The 18,665-nt window shown below is 59.7% G+C and carries 18 protein-coding genes and 1 tRNA gene; 8 read left to right on the top strand and 11 right to left on the bottom strand.

Annotated features, from left to right (window positions below; translation table 11 throughout):
- Nucleotides 1–13: 13 nt before the first annotated feature.
- From iscR to trmJ, 3 genes are all read right to left on the bottom strand, one after another.
- Nucleotides 14–505, bottom strand: coding sequence for a Fe-S cluster assembly transcriptional regulator IscR (iscR, locus tag CUR33_RS07095; protein ID WP_090248642.1), 492 nt, complete (start codon nt 503–505; stop codon nt 14–16).
- 139 nt (nt 506–644) lie between these two features.
- Nucleotides 645–1,421 (bottom strand): serine O-acetyltransferase, encoded by a 777-nt coding sequence (gene cysE, locus CUR33_RS07090; RefSeq protein ID WP_170048287.1) that lies wholly within the window; start codon nt 1,419–1,421, stop codon nt 645–647.
- Nucleotides 1,414–2,184 (bottom strand): tRNA (cytosine(32)/uridine(32)-2'-O)-methyltransferase TrmJ, encoded by a 771-nt coding sequence (gene trmJ, locus CUR33_RS07085; protein WP_289239130.1) that lies wholly within the window; start codon nt 2,182–2,184, stop codon nt 1,414–1,416. Before trmJ ends, cysE begins: the two co-directional genes overlap by 8 nt.
- A 144-nt stretch (nt 2,185–2,328) precedes the next feature.
- Between trmJ and suhB the strand changes: the two genes are divergently transcribed.
- Nucleotides 2,329–3,144: a type III secretion system regulator SuhB gene (suhB, locus tag CUR33_RS07080; protein ID WP_090248646.1), complete on the top strand. Its 816-nt coding sequence runs from the start codon at nt 2,329–2,331 to the stop codon at nt 3,142–3,144.
- 62 nt (nt 3,145–3,206) lie between these two features.
- Here the strand turns inward: suhB and CUR33_RS07075 are convergent, their stop codons facing one another.
- From CUR33_RS07075 to queA, 6 genes are all read right to left on the bottom strand, one after another.
- Nucleotides 3,207–3,743, bottom strand: a complete 537-nt coding sequence (locus CUR33_RS07075) for a glycine zipper 2TM domain-containing protein (protein ID WP_090248648.1) — start codon at nt 3,741–3,743, stop codon at nt 3,207–3,209.
- A gap of 126 nt (nt 3,744–3,869) precedes the next feature.
- Nucleotides 3,870–4,772: a protein translocase subunit SecF gene (gene secF, locus CUR33_RS07070; protein ID WP_289239129.1), complete on the bottom strand. Its 903-nt coding sequence runs from the start codon at nt 4,770–4,772 to the stop codon at nt 3,870–3,872.
- A gap of 11 nt (nt 4,773–4,783) precedes the next feature.
- Nucleotides 4,784–6,652 (bottom strand): protein translocase subunit SecD, encoded by a 1,869-nt coding sequence (gene secD, locus CUR33_RS07065; RefSeq protein WP_090248651.1) that lies wholly within the window; start codon nt 6,650–6,652, stop codon nt 4,784–4,786.
- A 62-nt stretch (nt 6,653–6,714) separates the two neighbouring features.
- Nucleotides 6,715–7,050: a preprotein translocase subunit YajC gene (gene yajC / locus CUR33_RS07060; RefSeq protein WP_090248652.1), complete on the bottom strand. Its 336-nt coding sequence runs from the start codon at nt 7,048–7,050 to the stop codon at nt 6,715–6,717.
- Nucleotides 7,051–7,089: 39 nt separating this feature from the next.
- Nucleotides 7,090–8,205 (bottom strand): tRNA guanosine(34) transglycosylase Tgt, encoded by a 1,116-nt coding sequence (gene tgt, locus CUR33_RS07055; protein ID WP_167142112.1) that lies wholly within the window; start codon nt 8,203–8,205, stop codon nt 7,090–7,092.
- Between the two features lie 14 nt (nt 8,206–8,219).
- Nucleotides 8,220–9,269 (bottom strand): tRNA preQ1(34) S-adenosylmethionine ribosyltransferase-isomerase QueA, encoded by a 1,050-nt coding sequence (gene queA, locus CUR33_RS07050; protein ID WP_090251192.1) that lies wholly within the window; start codon nt 9,267–9,269, stop codon nt 8,220–8,222.
- A 113-nt stretch (nt 9,270–9,382) separates the two neighbouring features.
- Between queA and CUR33_RS07045 the strand changes: the two genes are divergently transcribed.
- The 3 genes from CUR33_RS07045 (at nt 9,383) to CUR33_RS07035 (ending at nt 10,729) form a co-directional block, all read left to right on the top strand.
- Nucleotides 9,383–9,467: transfer RNA gene (locus CUR33_RS07045), tRNA-Leu, on the top strand.
- Nucleotides 9,468–9,828: 361 nt separating this feature from the next.
- Complete coding sequence (locus tag CUR33_RS07040) at nt 9,829–10,041, top strand: cold-shock protein (protein ID WP_090248782.1); 213 nt, start codon at nt 9,829–9,831, stop codon at nt 10,039–10,041.
- Between the two features lie 193 nt (nt 10,042–10,234).
- Nucleotides 10,235–10,729, top strand: coding sequence for an RDD family protein (locus CUR33_RS07035; protein ID WP_160085310.1), 495 nt, complete (start codon nt 10,235–10,237; stop codon nt 10,727–10,729).
- Between the two features lie 62 nt (nt 10,730–10,791).
- Here CUR33_RS07035 and lptG read toward each other — a convergent pair whose 3' ends face one another.
- Nucleotides 10,792–11,853 (bottom strand): LPS export ABC transporter permease LptG, encoded by a 1,062-nt coding sequence (gene lptG / locus CUR33_RS07030; RefSeq protein ID WP_289239128.1) that lies wholly within the window; start codon nt 11,851–11,853, stop codon nt 10,792–10,794.
- Nucleotides 11,846–12,967, bottom strand: a complete 1,122-nt coding sequence (lptF, locus tag CUR33_RS07025) for an LPS export ABC transporter permease LptF (protein ID WP_289239127.1) — start codon at nt 12,965–12,967, stop codon at nt 11,846–11,848. The genes lptG and lptF overlap by 8 nt, the downstream gene beginning before the upstream one ends.
- A gap of 143 nt (nt 12,968–13,110) precedes the next feature.
- Here lptF and CUR33_RS07020 point away from each other — a divergent pair, with 143 nt between their 5' ends.
- From CUR33_RS07020 to CUR33_RS07005, 4 genes are all read left to right on the top strand, one after another.
- Complete coding sequence (locus CUR33_RS07020; RefSeq protein ID WP_289239126.1) at nt 13,111–14,601, top strand: leucyl aminopeptidase; 1,491 nt, start codon at nt 13,111–13,113, stop codon at nt 14,599–14,601.
- Between the two features lie 244 nt (nt 14,602–14,845).
- The gene (locus tag CUR33_RS07015) at nt 14,846–15,265 is read left to right on the top strand and encodes a DNA polymerase III subunit chi (RefSeq protein WP_090248792.1); all 420 of its coding nucleotides are present in this window, start codon (nt 14,846–14,848) and stop codon (nt 15,263–15,265) included.
- Between the two features lie 9 nt (nt 15,266–15,274).
- Complete coding sequence (locus CUR33_RS07010; RefSeq protein ID WP_090248794.1) at nt 15,275–15,667, top strand: DNA polymerase III subunit chi; 393 nt, start codon at nt 15,275–15,277, stop codon at nt 15,665–15,667.
- Nucleotides 15,668–15,779: 112 nt separating this feature from the next.
- Nucleotides 15,780–18,611: a valine--tRNA ligase gene (locus CUR33_RS07005; RefSeq protein WP_289239125.1), complete on the top strand. Its 2,832-nt coding sequence runs from the start codon at nt 15,780–15,782 to the stop codon at nt 18,609–18,611.
- Nucleotides 18,612–18,665 lie beyond the last annotated feature (54 nt).

Below are 18,665 nucleotides of genomic sequence, written 5' to 3'. Positions count from 1 at the left end.
CAGCGCTTTGCGCTCAATCGACGGCGGACGTTTCGATCTTATCCAGGTACGGCGTCCTGCCATTGCAGCGGCGCTGATCCTGGCGCTGGGCAACTTCCTGCACTTCACGGCGGGTCACCAAGTCAGCGAGACTGATGCCACTCAGAAATTCGTGTATCTGCTGACTGAGGTCACACCACAAATGGTGGGTCAGACAGGTATCACCGGCATGGCAATCGCCCTGCCCCTGGCAGCGCGTGGCATCGACCGACTCGTTGACCGCATCAATCACCTCAGCTACCTGGATGCCCTGCATATCGCGCGACAGCTGGTAACCACCGCCAGGCCCACGCACGCTGGACACCAGATTGCCACGACGCAGCTTGGCAAATAGCTGCTCCAGGTAGGAAAGGGAAATACCCTGCCGCTCGGAGATATCAGCCAAAGACACCGGCCCACGCTGAGCGTGCAACGCCAGATCAAGCATGGCGGTGACAGCGTAACGGCCTTTGGTGGTGAGTCGCATAAGGGATTACCGCGTAGTCGCAATATGCAGCGAGTATGCAATTCCCGAGCATTTAAGTCAACTATAAGACCTAGCGCTTTAGTCGGGATTAGCCGGAATGAAGGGCGCACATCATAGCAAAATGCGCCCTACCACACCATCACGCCGCGGGCTTATCTGCGTCCTTGACCACACCAGCGAAGTCCTCGTCACGCAGCTGCGGCAAATCCTTGGCGCAGTAGTCACTGCCCAAGGACTTGAGCGCGCCGCACATACCCTCCAGGCGCCCATCCACCGCATGCAGGTGGTCAAGCAGCTGACCAATGGCGCGCGCCACCGGGTCCGGCATGTCCTGACTCACGCCATAGGCATCGAAACCCAGCTTCTCGGCAATGGCCTGACGCTTGGCCTCCTGCTCATCGTCGGTTTTGACGATGACTCGCCCAGGGATGCCGACAGCAGTGGCACCCGCCGGCACCTCTTTAGTCACCACAGCGTTGGAGCCAATTTTGGCGCCCGCGCCGACCGTGAACGGCCCCAGCACCTTGGCACCAGCACCAACCACCACACCATCTTCTAGCGTCGGATGACGCTTACCTTTGTTCCAGCTGGTACCGCCAAGGGTCACACCCTGATAGAGGGTGACGTCGTTGCCGATTTCGGCGGTCTCACCGATGACGATGCCCATGCCGTGATCAATAAAGAAGCGCCGACCGATCTTCGCGCCCGGATGAATTTCGATGCCAGTCATCCAGCGACCGAAGTTCGACACCACGCGCGCCAGCCACTTCCAGCCACTGCTCCACAGCGCGTGCGCTACGCGATGCAACCAGACTGCATGCAACCCCGGATAGCAAGTGACAACCTCAAAGGCATTACGCGCCGCCGGGTCGCGATGAAATACACTTTGGATATCCTCTTGCATGCGCTCAAACATCTGCCTTCTCCTGCTTAGGGTGCTCGCCACGCGCCGCCTTGATGGTTTCCGTCAAGATACCGCGCAAGATATTCATTTCCAGCCTGCTCACTGCGCTACGCCCATACAAGCGACGCAGGCGACTCATCAGATGTCGCGGCTTGGCAGGATCAAGAAACCTAATTTCAACCAGCGCCTGCTCAAGGTGACGATAAAACGATTCCAGCTCATCCGCAGCAACCGGCTCTTCATCCGGATCGACGACCGCAGACTGCTTGGCCGGCAGCCCCTCAGTTGCCAGCCAGGCCATACGCACTTCGTACGCCAGCACCTGGACCGCCGCCGCCAGATTCAACGAACTAAACGCCGGATCGGAGGGTATGTGCACATGATAGTGACAGCGCTGCAGCTCCTCATTAGTCAGACCGGCATACTCGCGCCCAAACACCAAGGCAACATGCGCACCTTGCTGCGCCTGCTCGCACGCAACACCACCACACTCACGCGGCTCCAACATCGGCCAGGGAATGTGCCGATCCCGCGCACTGGTACCCATTACCAGGCGACAACCGACAAGCGCCTCCTCAAGCGTGGCCACAACCTGCGCCGCATCGAGAATATCTGTAGCGCCGGAGGCCCTGGCCACCGCGTCTTCGCTCGGAAAATCCCGCGGATCAACCAGTACCAACTGCGACAACCCCATGTTTTTCATGGCCCGCGCCGCGCCACCGATATTGCCCGGGTGACTGGTACCGACCAACACAACGCGAATATTTTCCAGCAACGCAAACGCTCACAGACAAGGCCTTGAGGGGCAAATCTTACAGAACCCACCTGCCTTACGCCACGCAAGACGCAGGTTGCACTTCAACCGCCGGGCTTTTCTGCTAGAATGGCCGGCTTTCTTTAACGACCCAGGTGAACATCCATGCAGCCCATGCTGAATATCGCGCTGCGCGCAGCCCGTAGCGCCGGCGAAATGATCTTCCGCTCGACCGAACGCTTGGACGTCATCTCGGTCGACGAGAAAGAAGCCAAGGACTATGTAACTGAAATTGATCGCTCCGCTGAGCAGCTGATCATTCAGGCATTGCGCAAGGCTTTCCCGAACCACGGCATCCTCGGCGAGGAAAGCGGCCTAAGCGAAGGCAGCGGCGACGGCGCAGACTACCTGTGGATTATCGATCCATTGGATGGCACCACTAACTTTATCCGCGGCATTCCGCATTACGCCGTGAGCATTGCGTGTAAATACCGCGGTCGCCTTGAACACGCCGTGATCATCGACCCGGTCCGCCAGGAAGAATTCACCGCCAGCCGTGGCCGTGGTGCAGCCCTCAACGGCCGCCGCCTGCGCGTCGGCAATCGCAAGAGCCTGGAAGGCGCCCTGCTCGGCACCGGTTTCCCGTTCCGCGACAGCCAGATGGAAAACCTGGAAAACTACATCGGCATGTTCCGCAGCTTGGTTGGGCAAACCGCTGGCGTACGCCGCGCGGGTGCCGCCAGCCTGGACCTGGCCTACGTGGCTGCCGGCCGCTTCGATGCCTTCTGGGAGTTCGGCCTGTCCGAGTGGGATATGGCAGCAGGCGCACTGCTGATTCAGGAAGCAGGCGGTCTGATCAGCGACTTCAGCGGCGGCCACGAATTCCTGGAGAAGGGCCAGATCGTTGCCGGCAACACCAAGTGCTTCAAGGCTGTCCTGACAGCCATTCAGCCGCACTTGTCAGCTTCCTTGAAGCGCTGATTAAGCCAAAATAAAAAAGCGCCCCGCGGGGCGCTTTTTTGTACCTGCTAAACATGCTTCGATCAGTTGGACTGATCAACCAACACCAACTGACCATCTTTGACCGGGATCTGACGGCCCGGATCACTGGCCATACGCACCTGGCTCACCTTGCCATCCAACTCGTACTTAACGTCGTAACCCACCAACTTCTCACTGGTATCGGTAACCGTGCTGCAACGGGTTTCAGTCGTCGTGTAAGTATCACGGCTCTGCAAGTGCTCCTGCGCCTTGTTGCCGGCATAGCCGCCACCCACCGCACCCGCAACAGTCGCCAGTTTCTTGCCGTTACCGCCGCCTACCTGGTTGCCGAGCAGGCCGCCCACCACAGCACCAATCGCCGTACCGGCTATCTGGTGCTCGTCCTTGACCGGTGCCTGACGAGTGACCGCCACATCCTTGCAGACTTCCCGCGGGGTTTTGATGGTTTCCTTGACCGGTTTAACGGCCAGCACTTCGGCATATTCAGGCGCACTGACGAGGCTGTAAGTGGCCACCGCTCCGCCCGCCGTCACACCCACCGCCCCCAACACAGCACCAACCAACATTGACTTGTTCATACAGGCCTCCTTGAAACCGCTGCTTAGCACTTAACACGCCTAACTCCCAGCCTTGGAGCATAAAAAAACCGGGCAAGTTCAACACCTGCCCGGCTCATTCAACCATTTGCGATAAAGCGCACAGAATTATGGGCGCTCATCAACCTCATTTTCCACAACCGGCGGGATCAGATCATCCACGCTCAGGTTGAGCCAAATCAGCACAACGTTGGCGATGTAGATTGAGGAATAGGTACCCGCCAGCACACCCACGAAGAGAGCAACGGAGAAACCATAAAGGTTGTCACCAGCAAAAATCAGCAGTGCCGCAATCGCCAGCAACGTCGAAATCGACGTGGCCATAGTACGCAGCAGTGTCTGCGTGGTGGAGATGTTGATGTTGTCGATCAGGCTGGTTTTGCGCAGCACCCGGAAGTTCTCACGCACACGGTCGAACACAACAATGGTGTCGTTGAGCGAGTAACCGATGATTGCCAGCAACGCCGCCAAAACCGTTAAGTCAAAGGTGATCTGGAAGAAAGACAGAATCCCCAGTGTCACGACTACGTCGTGGACCAGCGACACGATAGCCCCCAGGGCAAACTTCCACTGAAAGCGGAAGGCCAGGTACAGCATGATCCCGCCCAAGGCCAGGAGCATGCCCAGACCACCCTGATCGCGCAGCTCCTCACCGACCTGCGGGCCAACAAACTCTACCTTCTTGATCGTGACCTTATCACCAGTGCCCTGCAGCGCTGCAGCTACCAGATTACCCAGATTCGGGTCATCACCTTGCATGCGCACCACCACATCGGTAGTTGCACCAAAGCTCTGCACCACCGCATCGCCATACCCGGCTGCCGCCAACTGATCACGCACCTTGCCAAGATCAGCAGGCTGCGTGTAACTCAGTTCGATCTGCGTACCGCCCGTGAAGTCCAGACCGAAGTTCAAGCCCTTGTAAAACCAGCTACCCAGCGCAACGAGGGTTAGAAGCATCGTAATGGCGAACGCAATATTGCGCGCACCCATAAAATTGATCGTACGCATTTTCTAACCCCTTAGACCCACAGCTTCTTGAAGTCACGCCCACCACAGGTCAGATTGACCATCGCGCGAGTCACCAGAATGGCGGTAAACATCGAAGTAAGAATGCCCAGCGACATAGTCACGGCGAAGCCCTTGACCGGCCCAGTACCCATGGCAAACAGAATGCCACCCACCAGCAACGTGGTCAGGTTGGCATCGAGAATCGCTGTATAAGCACGATCAAACCCTTCGTGAATGGCCCGCTGGATCGACATACCATTGGCAATCTCTTCACGAATACGCGAGAAGATAAGCACGTTGGCGTCCACCGCCATACCCATGGTCAGCACGATACCGGCGATACCCGGCAGGGTCAGCGTGGCGCTGAGCAACGACATCAGCGCCAGCAGCAGCACCATGTTCATGCCCAGAGCGATGGTCGCCAGCACCCCGAAGAAGCGGTAGATCGCAATGATAAACAGCGATACAAACAGCATGCCCCACAGCGAAGCATCAATACCCTTGGTGATGTTGTCAGCACCCAGGCTCGGGCCGATGGTGCGCTCTTCAGCGAAGTACATCGGCGCAGCCAGACCACCGGCGCGCAGCAGCAGGGCCAGTTCGGACGACTCACCCTGGCCATCCAGGCCAGTAATGCGGAACTGGCTACCCAGCGGCGACTGAATGGTGGCCAGACTGATGATCTTCTTCTCTTCGACGAAGGTCTGCAGCTCGACTTCTTTCTCGACGCCATCAACCACCTGACGCACATGACGGGTAACCGGCCTCTGCTCGATAAAGATCACCGCCATGCTGCGCCCGACATTATTGCGGGTCGCGCGATTCATCAGGTCACCACCGCGTCCATCCAGACGGATATTCACCTGCGGGCTGCCGTTCTCATCGAAGCTGGCCTGGGCATCGGTCACCTGGTCACCGGTGATGATCAGATCACGCTCAAGCTGGGCTGGCGGACGGCCCTCCTCGCGGAATTCGAAGCTTTCGGTCGCAGCCTTGGCGGCATCGGGCTCGGCGGCCAGACGGAACTCCAGGTTGGCAGTCTTGCCGAGAATACGCTTGGCTTCGGCGGTGTCCTGCACGCCTGGCAGTTCAACCACGATACGGTTGGCACCCTGACGCTGCACCAGCGGCTCAGCAACGCCCAGCTCATTGACCCGGTTACGCACGGTGGTCAAGTTTTGCTTGATTGAATATTCGCGAATTTCGACCAGCTTGGCCTGAGTCAATGCCAAACGCAGCACTTGCTGCCCACCACGCTGCACAGTGGTCATGTCAAAATCGGTAAAGTCCTTGCGAATCAGCTGCTGCGCTTTTTCCAGCGTCGCCTCATCGGCAAAGCCGAGCTGGATGGCACCATCCAGCTCAGGCAGGCTGCGATAGCGCACGCGCTCTTTGCGCAGCAGGCTCTTGACCTCGCCTTCGTAGACCTTGCGGCGCGCATCAAGGGCCTTGTCCATGTCCACTTCCATCAGGAAGTGCACACCACCAGACAAGTCCAGACCGAGTTTCATTGGGCTACCGCCCAGGTTGCGCAGCCAGTCCGGCGTGGTTTGCGCCAGGTTGAGCGCCACTACGAACTCATCGCTCAAAGCCTTACGCACCAGATCTTTGGCTGGCAGTTGGTCTTCAGCGTTATTCAAACGCAGCAGGCCGGCGCGGCCCTGATCAGCCACGCTGACAGCTTTGACACTGATACCAGCGGCTTCCAGTGCACGACTGGCGCGATCTAGGTCGGCCTGCTCTACGCGCATGGCGGAGCTGTTGCCACTGATCTGGATCGCCGGATCATCCGGGTACAGATTGGGCAAAGAATAAATAGTACCGATTGCCAGCACAGCCAGAATCAGCAGGTACTTCCAGAGGGGAAATTTGTTGAGCATGACGCCGCCCGTTATGACGCGGGGCGCATTAAGCGCCCCGTCGAATGGTAAAGGTGTATTGCTTAGATCGCTTTCAGCGTGCCCTTGGGCAGCGAGGCGGCAATCGCCACTTTCTGAATTTTCAGCTCGACGGTGTCGGATACCTCGATTACCACGAAGTCATCAGAAACCTTCGACACCTTGCCAGCGATACCGCCGCTGGTGACCACTTCATCACCTTTCTGCAGGCCACTGATCAGACCTTTGTGCTCTTTGGCACGCTTGGCCTGTGGGCGCCAGATCATCAGATAGAAGATGACCAGAAAGCCGACCAGAAACACCCATTCAAAGCCACTACCAGCAGGACCGGCAGCCGGTGCGGCGCCTTCGGCGAAAGCAGCGGGGATAAAAAAGCTCATGTAACACTCCTGTTGCAAGGGTCTTTAAAAGGTTGGGAATCAATCCAGAGGCGGCGTTGGCAGCCCGCGCTTGGCATAGAAGGCATCGACAAAGGCGGCCAATGTACCCTGTTGAATAGCCTCGCGCAAACCAGCCATAAGCACCTGATAATGCCGTAAGTTATGGATTGTATTGAGCATGCTACCGAGCATTTCGCCACATTTATCTAGATGATGCAGATAGGCGCGGGAGAAATGTTTGCAGGTGTAACAGTCGCACGTCGGGTCCAGCGGCGAATCGTCGTGCTTATGAAAGGCATTGCGGATTTTCAGCACGCCAGTGTCGACAAACAGGTGGCCATTGCGCGCGTTGCGAGTCGGCATCACGCAGTCGAACATGTCCACACCGCGGCGCACGCCTTCCACCAAGTCTTCTGGTTTGCCCACGCCCATCAGGTAGCGCGGCTTGTCGGCTGGCAATTGCGGCGGCAAGTAATCCAGCACTTTGATCATCTCGTCTTTCGGCTCGCCGACCGACAGACCGCCAATGGCATAACCGTCAAAACCGATCTGCTCTAGGCCATCCAGAGAGACTTTGCGCAATTCCTCGTGCATGCCGCCCTGTACGATGCCGAATAGCGCCGCCGTGCTGTCGCCATGCGCCTCTTTCGAGCGCTTGGCCCAGCGCAGCGACAACTCCATCGAACGCTTGGCCACATCGAACTCGGCCGGATAGGGTGTGCACTCGTCGAAAATCATCACGATGTCCGAACCCAGGTCGCGCTGCACCTGCATCGACTCTTCCGGTCCCATAAACACTTTGGCGCCATCGACCGGCGAAGCGAAGTACACGCCTTCCTCCTTGATCTTGCGCATGGCGCCGAGGCTGAACACCTGGAAGCCGCCGGAGTCGGTAAGGATCGGCCCCTGCCACTGCATAAAGTCATGCAGATCGCCGTGCTTCTTGATCACTTCCGTGCCAGGACGCAACCACAGGTGGAAGGTGTTGCCGAGGATGATCTGCGCACCAATCGCCTCGATATCACGCGGCAGCATGCCCTTGACCGTGCCGTAGGTGCCCACCGGCATAAACGCCGGGGTTTCCACCACGCCGCGCGGAAAGGTCAGCCGGCCACGACGCGCCTTGCCCTCAGTCGCCAACAATTCGAAAGACATGCGGCACGTGCGCGTCATAGTTGTTCCCCTGGCCCGCGCGGCGCGGGGTTGCGGGTGATGAACATGGCATCACCGTAACTGAAAAAACGGTATTCACCGGCAATCGCCGCCTGATAGGCGGCCATGGTTTCCGGGTAACCGGCAAACGCCGACACCAGCATCAGCAGCGTCGATTCCGGCAAATGGAAGTTGGTCACCAGCGCATCGACCACATGCAGCGGCCGGCCTGGATAGATAAAGATATCGGTGTCACCACTGAATGCTTTGAGCACACCATCGCGCGCAGCGCTTTCCAGCGAACGCACGCTGGTGGTACCGACGGCAATCACCCGACCGCCACGCGCACGACAGGCGGCCACGGCGTCGACCACATCCTGACTGACCTCAAGCCACTCGCTGTGCATGTGATGATCTTCGATGCGCTCAACGCGCACCGGCTGAAAAGTACCCGCACCGACGTGGAGGGTCACGAACGCCTGCTCAACACCCTTCTCGGCAATTGCCGCGAGTAGCTGCTGATCAAAATGCAGCCCGGCGGTCGGTGCAGCAACAGCGCCTGCTCGGTCGGCATATACCGTTTGGTAGCGCTCGCGATCCGCTTGCTCATCCGGCCGATCAATATAGGGTGGCAGCGGCATATGCCCGACCCGCTCGAGAAGCGGCAGCACGTCTTCAGCAAAACGCAGCTCGAACAGCGCATCGTGTCGCGCGACCATTTCGGCTTCGCCACCGCCGTCGATCAGGATGATCGAACCCGGCTTGGGTGATTTGCTCGAACGCACATGGGCCAGCACGCGCTGGCTGTCCAACACCCGTTCAACCAAAATTTCCAGTTTGCCGCCGGAGGCCTTCTGGCCAAACAGCCGCGCTGGAATCACCCGAGTGTTGTTGAACACCATCAGATCGCCAGGACGCAGGTAATCCAGCAGGTCACTGAATTGTTTATGCGCCAGCTCCCCCGTCGGCCCATCAAGCACCAGCAAGCGGCTGGCACGGCGTTCGGCGAGGGGGTGGCGGGCAATCAGAGCGTCAGGCAGCTCGAAATTGAAGTCGGCAACACGCATGGTCAGGAAGAGGTCGTCTAGCAGGGCGGCAGAGCTTACCGGAAATAGTGCATTCTGACCACGCAAGTGGATTGACCAACCCCAACACCATCCCTATACTGCGCCGCCATTGTGCCCCGGTGGCGGAACCGGTAGACGCGGCGGATTCAAAATCCGTTTTCGAAAGAAGTGGGAGTTCGAGTCTCCCCCGGGGCACCATAGATTCGAAGAAAGGCCTTGAGATTCAAGGCCTTTTTTATTGCCTACGAAAAAGCCGGGCGCATGCAGATGCGACCTCTTTCTCACGCGCAAACGCGCCATAAAGGCACACTCAACGCGCCGTAGAAAACACCTGAACCCCAGCAATTACATGCCCTGCACGGGCTTGGCATTTGCCGGGAAGTTGGCGTAAAGTCTGCCCCACTGTGTTTGCATGGGTCGCCGAAAATCGTGACCTGGTGCAGTAGATCATCCAGATCCGCTACATCCCGCTCGACGTCGCCTGCCACCTTGCAACCAGTATTCAGCCCCTCATGTCGAGTAGCGGCTGTCATCAACTCAAGGTTCAAGGAAATACATCATGTCGAATCGTCAGAACGGTACCGTGAAGTGGTTTAACGACGAGAAAGGTTTTGGCTTTATCACGCCAGAAAGCGGTCCGGATCTGTTCGTGCACTTCCGCGCGATCCAAGGCAACGGCTTCAAGAGCCTGAAAGAAGGTCAGAAAGTCAGCTTTATCGCGGTGCAAGGCCAGAAAGGCATGCAGGCTGACGAAGTACAAATCCAGGAATAATCCTGCCGTATTGAAGAACCCCTGATGGCAACATCAGGGGTTTTTTATGCCTTGTCATCCATGATGACCATCCTTGGGAGCCGTCGCTGGGCAAGGTTAAAAATGATTACCGATCATTTTTTATGGCCGACCACCCCCACGGATGCCTTATTGTTGCCGCCATTCCGCCAGCTGAATAACTAAAGAGCCGACCATGACGAAACACCTGCTGCGCCCGCAGGGTGAATTCCCCACCGCGGGGCTAATCCGCCGCCTCGCCGCGATGTTTTATGACTTCCTGCTGTGTATCGCGCTGCTGATCGTCGTGACCTTTGTCTACAAGCTGATCCTGATGGGTTTCTACGGCGAGGCGCAGCTAAAGCAGATGTCCGACGCTGGTGCCTTGGATGGCGACCCGCTGCTCTCGACCGTGCTGTTTCTCAGCCTGTTTGGCTTCTTCGCCAAGTTCTGGACGCATAACGGCCAGACACTGGGCATGCAGGTGTGGGGCCTGCGCATTCAGAATCCCGACGGAACGGCGATCAGCCTATGGCAGGCACTGCTGCGTTTTCTGGTTGCCATCGGCTCCTGGCTACTGCTGGGTCTGGGGTTTCTGTGGGTGCTGTGGGATAAAGAAAAGCGCAGCTGGCATGACATCTACTCGGACAGCCAAGTGATTCAGCTGCCGAAAAACATCCACAAGAAGTAGACCTCCAGATACAAAAAAGCCGGCGTGCACACTAAGTGCACGCCGGCTTTTTTACGCCTGAATCAACCGGCGCGGCGCAGCAACCAAACGCCGGCCAGCGCGCAGATACCGGCTGGAATCAACACCGCCAGCAGCGGCGAGAAGCCGAACACCAAGCTCGATGGGCCGAGCAAGTCCTGACTGATCTTGAAGACGAAACCCACCAGCACCCCGGTAAACACCCGCTGCCCCAAAGTCACAGAGCGCAGCGGGCCGAAGATAAAGGAAATCGCCATCAACACCAGCGCTGCGGTTACCAGCGGCTGCAGCACCTTGGTCCAGAACGACAACCAGTACTGACTGTTATTCAGCCCCTGCTCGGCCAGGTAGTGAATATAGCTCCACAACCCAGTCATCGACAGCGCATCAGGTGCCAGGACCACGGTGCCAAGCAGCTGCGGCGTCAACTCGACATCCCAGCGCTCATTGTCCTGCTTGATGACCTCACTGCTGCGCTCACGGAAGTGCGTGGTTGCAACATCTTCCAGCTGCCAGTGATCACCCTGGTACTGCGCACGTCGAGCGAAGCTGGAGGACTGCATACGCTTGTGGTCGTCGAAGCGGTAGCGAGTCACACCAAGCAGCACGCCATTGGGCTGCACGGCGTTGATGTGCACATATTCTTGCCCCTGGCGATGCCACAGGCCACGCTTGGCGCTCTGTGCTTCACCGCCGCCTTGGGCCATGGCGCGACTGGCCTGAGCCTGATTTTCGCTGTAAGGCGCCAGGTACTCGCCAATCAGCACGCCGACCAGCATCAGCACCAGCATCGGCTTCATCACCGCCCAGACAATCCGCCCGATCGATACACCCGCCGCACGCATGATGGTCAGCTCGCTGTTACTGGCCAGCGAGCCCAACCCGATCAAACAGCCAATCAAGGCGGCCATGGGCAACATTTCATAAATTCGCCGCGGCGACGTCAGCAGCACATACCCCAGGGCATCAAGCAGACCGTAGTTGCCCTCGACGTCCCCAAGTTCATCGATAAAGGCAAAAAGCAGTGCCAGACCGACGATGATGCCCAACACAGCCAGAATGGCGACAAACACCTGCGCGCCGATGTAGCGATCCAACTTAACCACGGGCCACCTCCAACGCCACACGACGAGCCGCCCAGCGCAAGCGCAACGGCTCCCAATACAGCAACAGCAGCCCGATCAATGCGAACAGCCCATGCACCCACCACAAGCCCACGGCTGCGGGGATCTTTTCTTTATCCAAAGCACCGCGCGCGCCAATCAGCAGCGCCAGGTAAGCCATGTACAGCAAAATGGCCGGCAACAGCTTGAGAAAGCGCCCCTGCCGTGGGTTAACCCGCGACAAGGGCACGGCCAGCAGAGTGACGACAAAGACCAGTACTGGGATCGACAAACGCCACTGCAGCTCAGACTGCATACGCGGCTTGTCGCTGCCAATTAGCTCGCGCGTAGGCATGGCCTCGCGGTCGGTGATTTCCACTGCCACTTCCGGCTTGGGCAATAGCACGCCGTAGGTTTCGTACTGAATGGCGCGGTAGTCCGCCTGGCCTGGGTTACCGTCATAGCGGTAACCATTTTCCAGAATCAGGTAGCGACTGCCGTCCGCTTGAATCTCCTGGCGGCCGGATTCAGCCACCAGCACGGAGATACCACGCTCCTTATCACCACTGCTGGACAGCTGCTTCTCGGAGATAAACACCCCAGCCAGCGAGCCGCGATCCTCGGACAACTCCTCGGTGTAGGTCACCCGCGAGCCATTCTTCATCGACTGAAAACGCCCAGGCTCCAGGGTATCCAGCTCCGTCATGGCGCTCTGCTGGTTCAAAATCCGCGCCACATGCTCAATGCCTTGCGGTGCCAGCCCCAGGCTCAGCCAGCCGGCCAGCAGCGCCACCAGGGTTGCGGGCGCCAGGCTGTAGGCAAACAAGCGTTGCTGGCTCATGCCAGTGGCCGACAACACGGTCATCTCGCTGTCAAGGTACATGCGGCCATACGCCAGCAGGAAGCCGAGAAACAACGCCAGCGGCAGGATCAGCTGCAAAAAACCAGGAATGCGGTACGCCATGATCAGCAGCAGCACACCGGGATCGAGCAACCCTTGCGCTGCCTGAGCCAGGTAACGGATAAAACGGCCACTCATAATGATGACCAACAGCACCGCGCTCACGGCACTCAGGGTCAGCAACACTTCACGGGACAGATAACGGAAGACGATCAAACCAGACACTCCAGGGTTGTCAGGCTCAGGCGGCTAAGATCAAACTAGCCGCACTGCTTGCCGGCTCGCCCAACTGGCGAACCATCGAAAAATAGCCGGCATTATCCTGCAATACCGACGCCTTGTCTTGGGGACACCACGTAATGGAATTTATTGTTAAAAGCGTACGCCCAGAAACACTAAAAGCCGCCACCCTGGTTATCCCTGTTGGTGAGGGCAAAAAACTCGGCGAAACCGCCAAGGCTATCGACACCGCCAGTGCTGGAGCGATCAGCGCTCTGCTCAAGCGCGGCGACCTGGCCGGTAAGGTCGGCCAGACCCTGCTTGTGCACAACCTGCCAAACCTCAAAGCAGAACGCGTGCTGCTGGTCGGTACCGGTAAAGACAGCGAACTGTCTGACCGCCAACTGCGCAAATTGATCACCAACGTTTACAGCAGCCTGAAAAACCTCGGTGGCAGCGACGCGGTACTCGCGCTCGACGAGCTGCAGGTCAAGGGCCGCGAGACCTACGGCAAAATCCGCCTGATGGTGGAAAGCCTGGCGGATGCCGGCTATTGTTTCGACCGTTTCAAGAGTCAGAAAGCCGAAGCCGGCGCCCTGAAAAAGCTCACCCTGCTCACCGACAAAACCAACCTGGCCGACGCCGAGCGCGCCAGCACGCACGCCCAGGCTATTGCCGCCGGCATGGCCTTTACCAAGGACCTCGGCAACCTGCCGCCGAACCTCTGCCACCCGAGCTATCTCGCCGAAGAAGCCAAAAACCTGGGCAAGGCCTACAAAAACCTCAAGGTCGAAATCCTCGACGAGAAGAAACTCAAGGAACTCGGTGCCGGCGCCTTCCTCGCCGTGGCCCAGGGCAGCGACCAACCGCCACGGATGATCGTGCTCAACTATCAGGGCGGCAAAAAGAACGAGAAACCCTACGCCCTGGTTGGCAAAGGCATCACCTTCGACACCGGCGGCATCAGCATCAAGCCGGCTGCCGGCATGGATGAGATGAAGTACGACATGTGCGGCGCCGCCAGCGTGTTCGGCACCCTCAAGGCCGTGCTGGAGCTACAACTGCCTATCAACCTGGTGTGCCTGCTGGCCTGCGCCGAGAACATGCCAAGCGGCGGCGCGACTCGCCCTGGCGATATCGTCACCACCATGAGCGGGCAGACCGTGGAAATCCTCAACACCGACGCCGAAGGCCGCCTGGTGCTGTGCGACACACTGACCTATGCCGAGCGCTTCAAGCCGCAGGCGGTGATCGACATCGCCACCCTTACCGGCGCCTGCATCGTTGCCCTGGGCAGCAATGTGTCCGGTTTGATGGGTAACAACGACGAACTGGTGCAGCAGATTCTCGGCGCCGGCCTGACCGCCGATGACCGCGCCTGGCAGTTGCCGCTGTATGACGAGTACCAGGAACAGCTCGACAGCCCGTTTGCCGATATCGCCAATATCGGCGGGCCAAAAGCCGGCACCATTACCGCTGGCTGCTTCCTTTCGCGCTTTGCCAAGGCCTACAACTGGGCGCACCTGGATATCGCCGGCACCGCTTGGATCAGTGGTGGCAAGGACAAAGGCGCGACCGGTCGTCCGGTGCCGATGCTGACGCAGTATTTGCTGGATCGCAGCAACGCCTGAGAACCTGTATCGGATCTGCTGCGCGTCGGCGATACGGCGTTAAAAATGGCCTCGGAATGCTCATTTACAGCTCGTAAACTCCGCTTCCTTGGCCATTGTTGCCTTGTCTCGCTCTAGCTCGCGAGATCCGAAACAGGTTCTACGTTCCAGGCGCATTAGTAGGAGCGGTGTTAACCGCGATTGACTGGTAAGCTGCGCGCCTGTCAGCAAGCCGCTCCTGCAACTAACGCCAAACCGTGCCGTCATGCCCCGAATAGAATTCTATGTACTGTCTACTGCCGTGCCGGCCGAGCGCCTGCGCGCAGCCTGCCAGCTGGCGATGAAAGCCTGGCGCGCCGGCCTGCCGGTGTTTCTGCGCGGCAGCGATGCACAGCAATGCAGCGAGGTGGATGAACTGTTGTGGCGTTTCAAGGCCGAAAGCTTTGTGCCGCACAGCCTCTACCAGGATGACGCGCACGCACCGGTGGTAATTGGCCAGGACGAAGAACCCAGCAGCACTCAGGGCGTGCTGATCAACCTCGGCAGCACCCTTTCACCCCAGGTCGAGCGCTTTAGCCGGGTGATTGAAATCGTCAACCAGGAACCCGACCTGCTGACCGCCTGCCGGGAGAATTTCCGCAGCTACCGGCAGCGCGGGTATGATCCCAAACGAGTCGAACTCTAGTTGCACAGTATGGACACCCCAAAACCGCCGCAAAAACCCGCCCAACTGCTGAACGACCTGGAGTCGATCCGCCAACTGCTGGGCGACGAAAACCTCGAACCACCGCTGCTGGTCGACTCGCTCGACCCGGATAGCATCCCCCTGCTCTCGGAGATCGTCACTCCACCGCCCATGGCCGCAGCTGTCGCACCTATTGCTCCAGCCGTGCCAACCCTGCGTGAAACCGTCAACCAGAGCGTCAGTCGCGACAGCGAGATGAACCGCCTGGATAGCGAACTTCGAGCTGCAGCCCAGTTGATCCTGCAGGATGTGATCGACGATTTCGTGCCGCAGATCGAGGCCGAGCTGAAACGCCGTCTGGATGCGCGCCTGACCCGACTGCTTCCGCCGCGTCGTCCGTAACCACACGCACGCCCACCAGTCAGCCACACCACGCGCGCCCTTACGTCATATAGGCCATCCCCGGTATACTTGCCGGCTTTTCCGTCTAGCCGTCATAAGGGTCCCGCCGCGCATGGACAAGACCTACCAGCCCCACGCCATCGAAACCGCCCTGTACCAGAACTGGGAAGCGAACAACTACTTCGCCCCGCAAGGTTCCGGCGAGCCCTACACCATCATGATCCCGCCGCCGAACGTCACCGGCAGCCTGCACATGGGCCACGGCTTCAACAACTCGATCATGGACTGCCTGGTCCGCTTCCGCCGCATGCAGGGTCGCAACACCCTGTGGCAGCCGGGCACCGACCACGCGGGCATCGCCACCCAGATGGTGGTCGAGCGCCAGCTGGCCGCCGACGGCATCGGTCGTCACGACCTGGGCCGCGAGAAGTTCCTGGAGAAGGTCTGGGAGTGGAAGGAACAGTCCGGCGGCACCATCACCCGGCAGATCCGTCGCCTGGGCAGCTCGGTAGACTGGTCGCGCGAGCGCTTCACCATGGACGAAGGTTTGTCCGAGGCCGTTAAAGAAGCCTTCGTGCGCCTGCACCAGGACGGCCTGATCTACCGCGGCAAGCGCCTGGTCAACTGGGACACCAAGTTCCACACCGCCATCTCCGACCTCGAAGTGGAAAACCACGACGAGAAGGGCCACCTGTGGAACCTGCGCTATCCGCTGGCCGACGGCAAAAAGACCGCCGAGGGCCTGGACTACCTGATCGTCGCCACCACCCGCCCGGAAACCATGCTCGGCGACAGCGCCGTGGCCGTGCACCCGGAAGACGAGCGCTACAAGGCGCTGATCGGCAGCTACATCGAACTGCCGCTGGTGGGCCGCCGTATCCCGATCATCGCAGACGACTACTGCGACCCCGAGTTCGGCACCGGCTGCGTGAAGATCACCCCGGCCCACGACTTCAACGACTATGAAGTCGGCAAGCGCCACAACCTGCCGCTGATCAACATCTTCGACAAGGACGCCAAGGTTCTCGCCAAGGCCCAGGTGTTCAACATCGACGGCAGCGTCAACGCCGAGATCGACGGCAGCCTGCCGGCCGAATACGCCGGCCTCGACCGCTTCGTCGCGCGCAAGCAGATCGTTGCCGCCTTCGAGGCCGCCGGCCTGCTGGAGAAGATCGAAGACCACGCCCTGAAAGTGCCGAAGGGCGACCGCTCCGGCACCGTCATCGAGCCGTGGCTGACCGACCAGTGGTACGTCTCCACCAAGCCGCTGGCCGAAAAGGCCATCGCCGTGGTCGAGAGCGGCGAGATCCAGTTCGTGCCCAAGCAGTACGAAAACATGTACTTCAGCTGGATGCGCGACATCCAGGACTGGTGCATCAGCCGCCAGCTGTGGTGGGGCCACCGCATCCCGGCCTGGTACGACGAGGCCGGCAACGTCTACGTCGGCCGCGACGAAGCGGAAGTGCGCGCCAAGCACAACCTGGGTGACATCGCCCTGCGCCAGGACGAAGACGTGCTGGACACCTGGTTCAGCTCCGGTCTGTGGACCTTCTCCACCCTCGGCTGGCCGCAGCAGACCGACTTCCTCAAGACCTTCCACCCCACCGACGTGCTGGTCACCGGCTTCGACATCATCTTCTTCTGGGTCGCCCGGATGATCATGCTGTCCACTCACCTGACCGGACAGATCCCGTTCAAGACCGTGTACGTGCACGGCCTGGTGCGCGACGGCCAGGGCCAGAAGATGTCCAAGTCCAAGGGCAACGTGCTCGATCCGCTGGACATCGTCGACGGCATCGACCTCGAAGCTCTGGTGGCCAAGCGAACCAGCGGCATGATGCAGCCCAAGCTGGCCGAGAAGATCGCCAAGCAGACCCGCGCCGAGTTCCCCGAAGGCATCGCCGCCTACGGTACCGACGCCCTGCGCTTCACCAACCTGGCGCTGGCCTCCACCGGCCGCGACATCAAGTTCGACATGGGCCGCGTCGAGGGCTACCGCAACTTCTGCAACAAGCTGTGGAACGCCGCCAACTTCGTCATCGAGAACACCGATAACCAGGACACCGGCATCAATGGCGAAGCCGTGGACCTGTCGCCGGTCGACCGCTGGATCATCTCCGCCCTGCAGCGCTGCGAGCAGGACGTGACCCGCCACCTCGACGCCTTCCGCTTCGACATGGCCGCCCAGGCCCTCTACGAGTTCATCTGGGACGAGTACTGCGCCTGGTACCTGGAGCTGGTCAAGCCGGTGCTTTGGGACGAAAACGCACCGATCGAGCGCCAGCGCGGCACCCGCCGCACCCTGGTGCGCGTGCTGGAAGTGATCCTGCGTCTGGCCCACCCGTTCATGCCCTTCATCACCGAAGAAATCTGGCAGCGCATCAAGGCCCAGGCCGGCAAGGACGGCGCCACCATCATGCTGCAGGCCTGGCCGGTGGCCAACGAAAGCCGCATCGACGCTAGCGCCGAAGGCGATATCGAGTGGGTCAAGCAGCTGATGCTCGGCGTCCGCCAGATCCGCGGCGAGATGAAGATCTCCATGGCCAAGCGCATCGACATCATCGTGCAGAACGCCAATGCCGAAGACCTGCGCCGCCTGGCCGACTTCGAGCCGCTGCTGAGCAAGCTTGCCAAGCTGGAATCGGTACGCGTGCTGGCGGCTGGCGAAGAGGCACCGATGTCCGCCACCGCCCTGGTCGGCGAGATGCAGGTACTGGTGCCCATGGCCGGCCTGATCGACAAGGACGCCGAACTGGCGCGCCTGGATAAAGAGATCGCCCGTCTCTCCGGTGAAGTGCAGCGCGTCGGCGGCAAGCTGAGCAACGAAGGCTTCGTCGCCAAGGCGCCGGCCGAGGTGCTCGATAAAGAGCGCGCCAAACTGGCCGAGGCCGAGCAAGCCCTGAGCAAGATGGTTGAGCAGCGCGGCAAGATCGCCGCACTCTGATCCTCTGGCAACACCCGCAGCCCGCGCCCTTACCGGCGCGGGTTTCGTTTTTTC

The sequence above is a fragment of the Pseudomonas sp. FEMGT703P genome, from assembly GCF_002786345.1.
Classification (GTDB): domain Bacteria; phylum Pseudomonadota; class Gammaproteobacteria; order Pseudomonadales; family Pseudomonadaceae; genus Aquipseudomonas; species Aquipseudomonas peli.
This window is presented reverse-complemented; position numbering and strand designations above follow the sequence as displayed.

Coding starts and splice junctions, on each gene's coding strand:
- tgt (WP_167142112.1), bottom strand. CDS start 8,205: ATGTCTTTCGAATTGTTGGCGACTGAGGGCAAGGCGCGTCGTGGCCGG.
- CUR33_RS07040 (WP_090248782.1), top strand. CDS start 9,829: ATGTCGAATCGTCAGAACGGTACCGTGAAGTGGTTTAACGACGAGAAA.
- CUR33_RS07010 (WP_090248794.1), top strand. CDS start 15,275: ATGGACACCCCAAAACCGCCGCAAAAACCCGCCCAACTGCTGAACGAC.
- queA (WP_090251192.1), bottom strand. CDS start 9,269: ATGCGTGTTGCCGACTTCAATTTCGAGCTGCCTGACGCTCTGATTGCC.
- iscR (WP_090248642.1), bottom strand. CDS start 505: ATGCGACTCACCACCAAAGGCCGTTACGCTGTCACCGCCATGCTTGAT.
- secD (WP_090248651.1), bottom strand. CDS start 6,652: ATGCTCAACAAATTTCCCCTCTGGAAGTACCTGCTGATTCTGGCTGTG.
- CUR33_RS07075 (WP_090248648.1), bottom strand. CDS start 3,743: ATGAACAAGTCAATGTTGGTTGGTGCTGTGTTGGGGGCGGTGGGTGTG.
- secF (WP_289239129.1), bottom strand. CDS start 4,772: ATGCGTACGATCAATTTTATGGGTGCGCGCAATATTGCGTTCGCCATT.
- CUR33_RS07020 (WP_289239126.1), top strand. CDS start 13,111: ATGGAATTTATTGTTAAAAGCGTACGCCCAGAAACACTAAAAGCCGCC.
- CUR33_RS07015 (WP_090248792.1), top strand. CDS start 14,846: ATGCCCCGAATAGAATTCTATGTACTGTCTACTGCCGTGCCGGCCGAG.
- yajC (WP_090248652.1), bottom strand. CDS start 7,050: ATGAGCTTTTTTATCCCCGCTGCTTTCGCCGAAGGCGCCGCACCGGCT.
- suhB (WP_090248646.1), top strand. CDS start 2,329: ATGCAGCCCATGCTGAATATCGCGCTGCGCGCAGCCCGTAGCGCCGGC.
- cysE (WP_170048287.1), bottom strand. CDS start 1,421: ATGTTTGAGCGCATGCAAGAGGATATCCAAAGTGTATTTCATCGCGAC.
- CUR33_RS07005 (WP_289239125.1), top strand. CDS start 15,780: ATGGACAAGACCTACCAGCCCCACGCCATCGAAACCGCCCTGTACCAG.
- CUR33_RS07035 (WP_160085310.1), top strand. CDS start 10,235: ATGACGAAACACCTGCTGCGCCCGCAGGGTGAATTCCCCACCGCGGGG.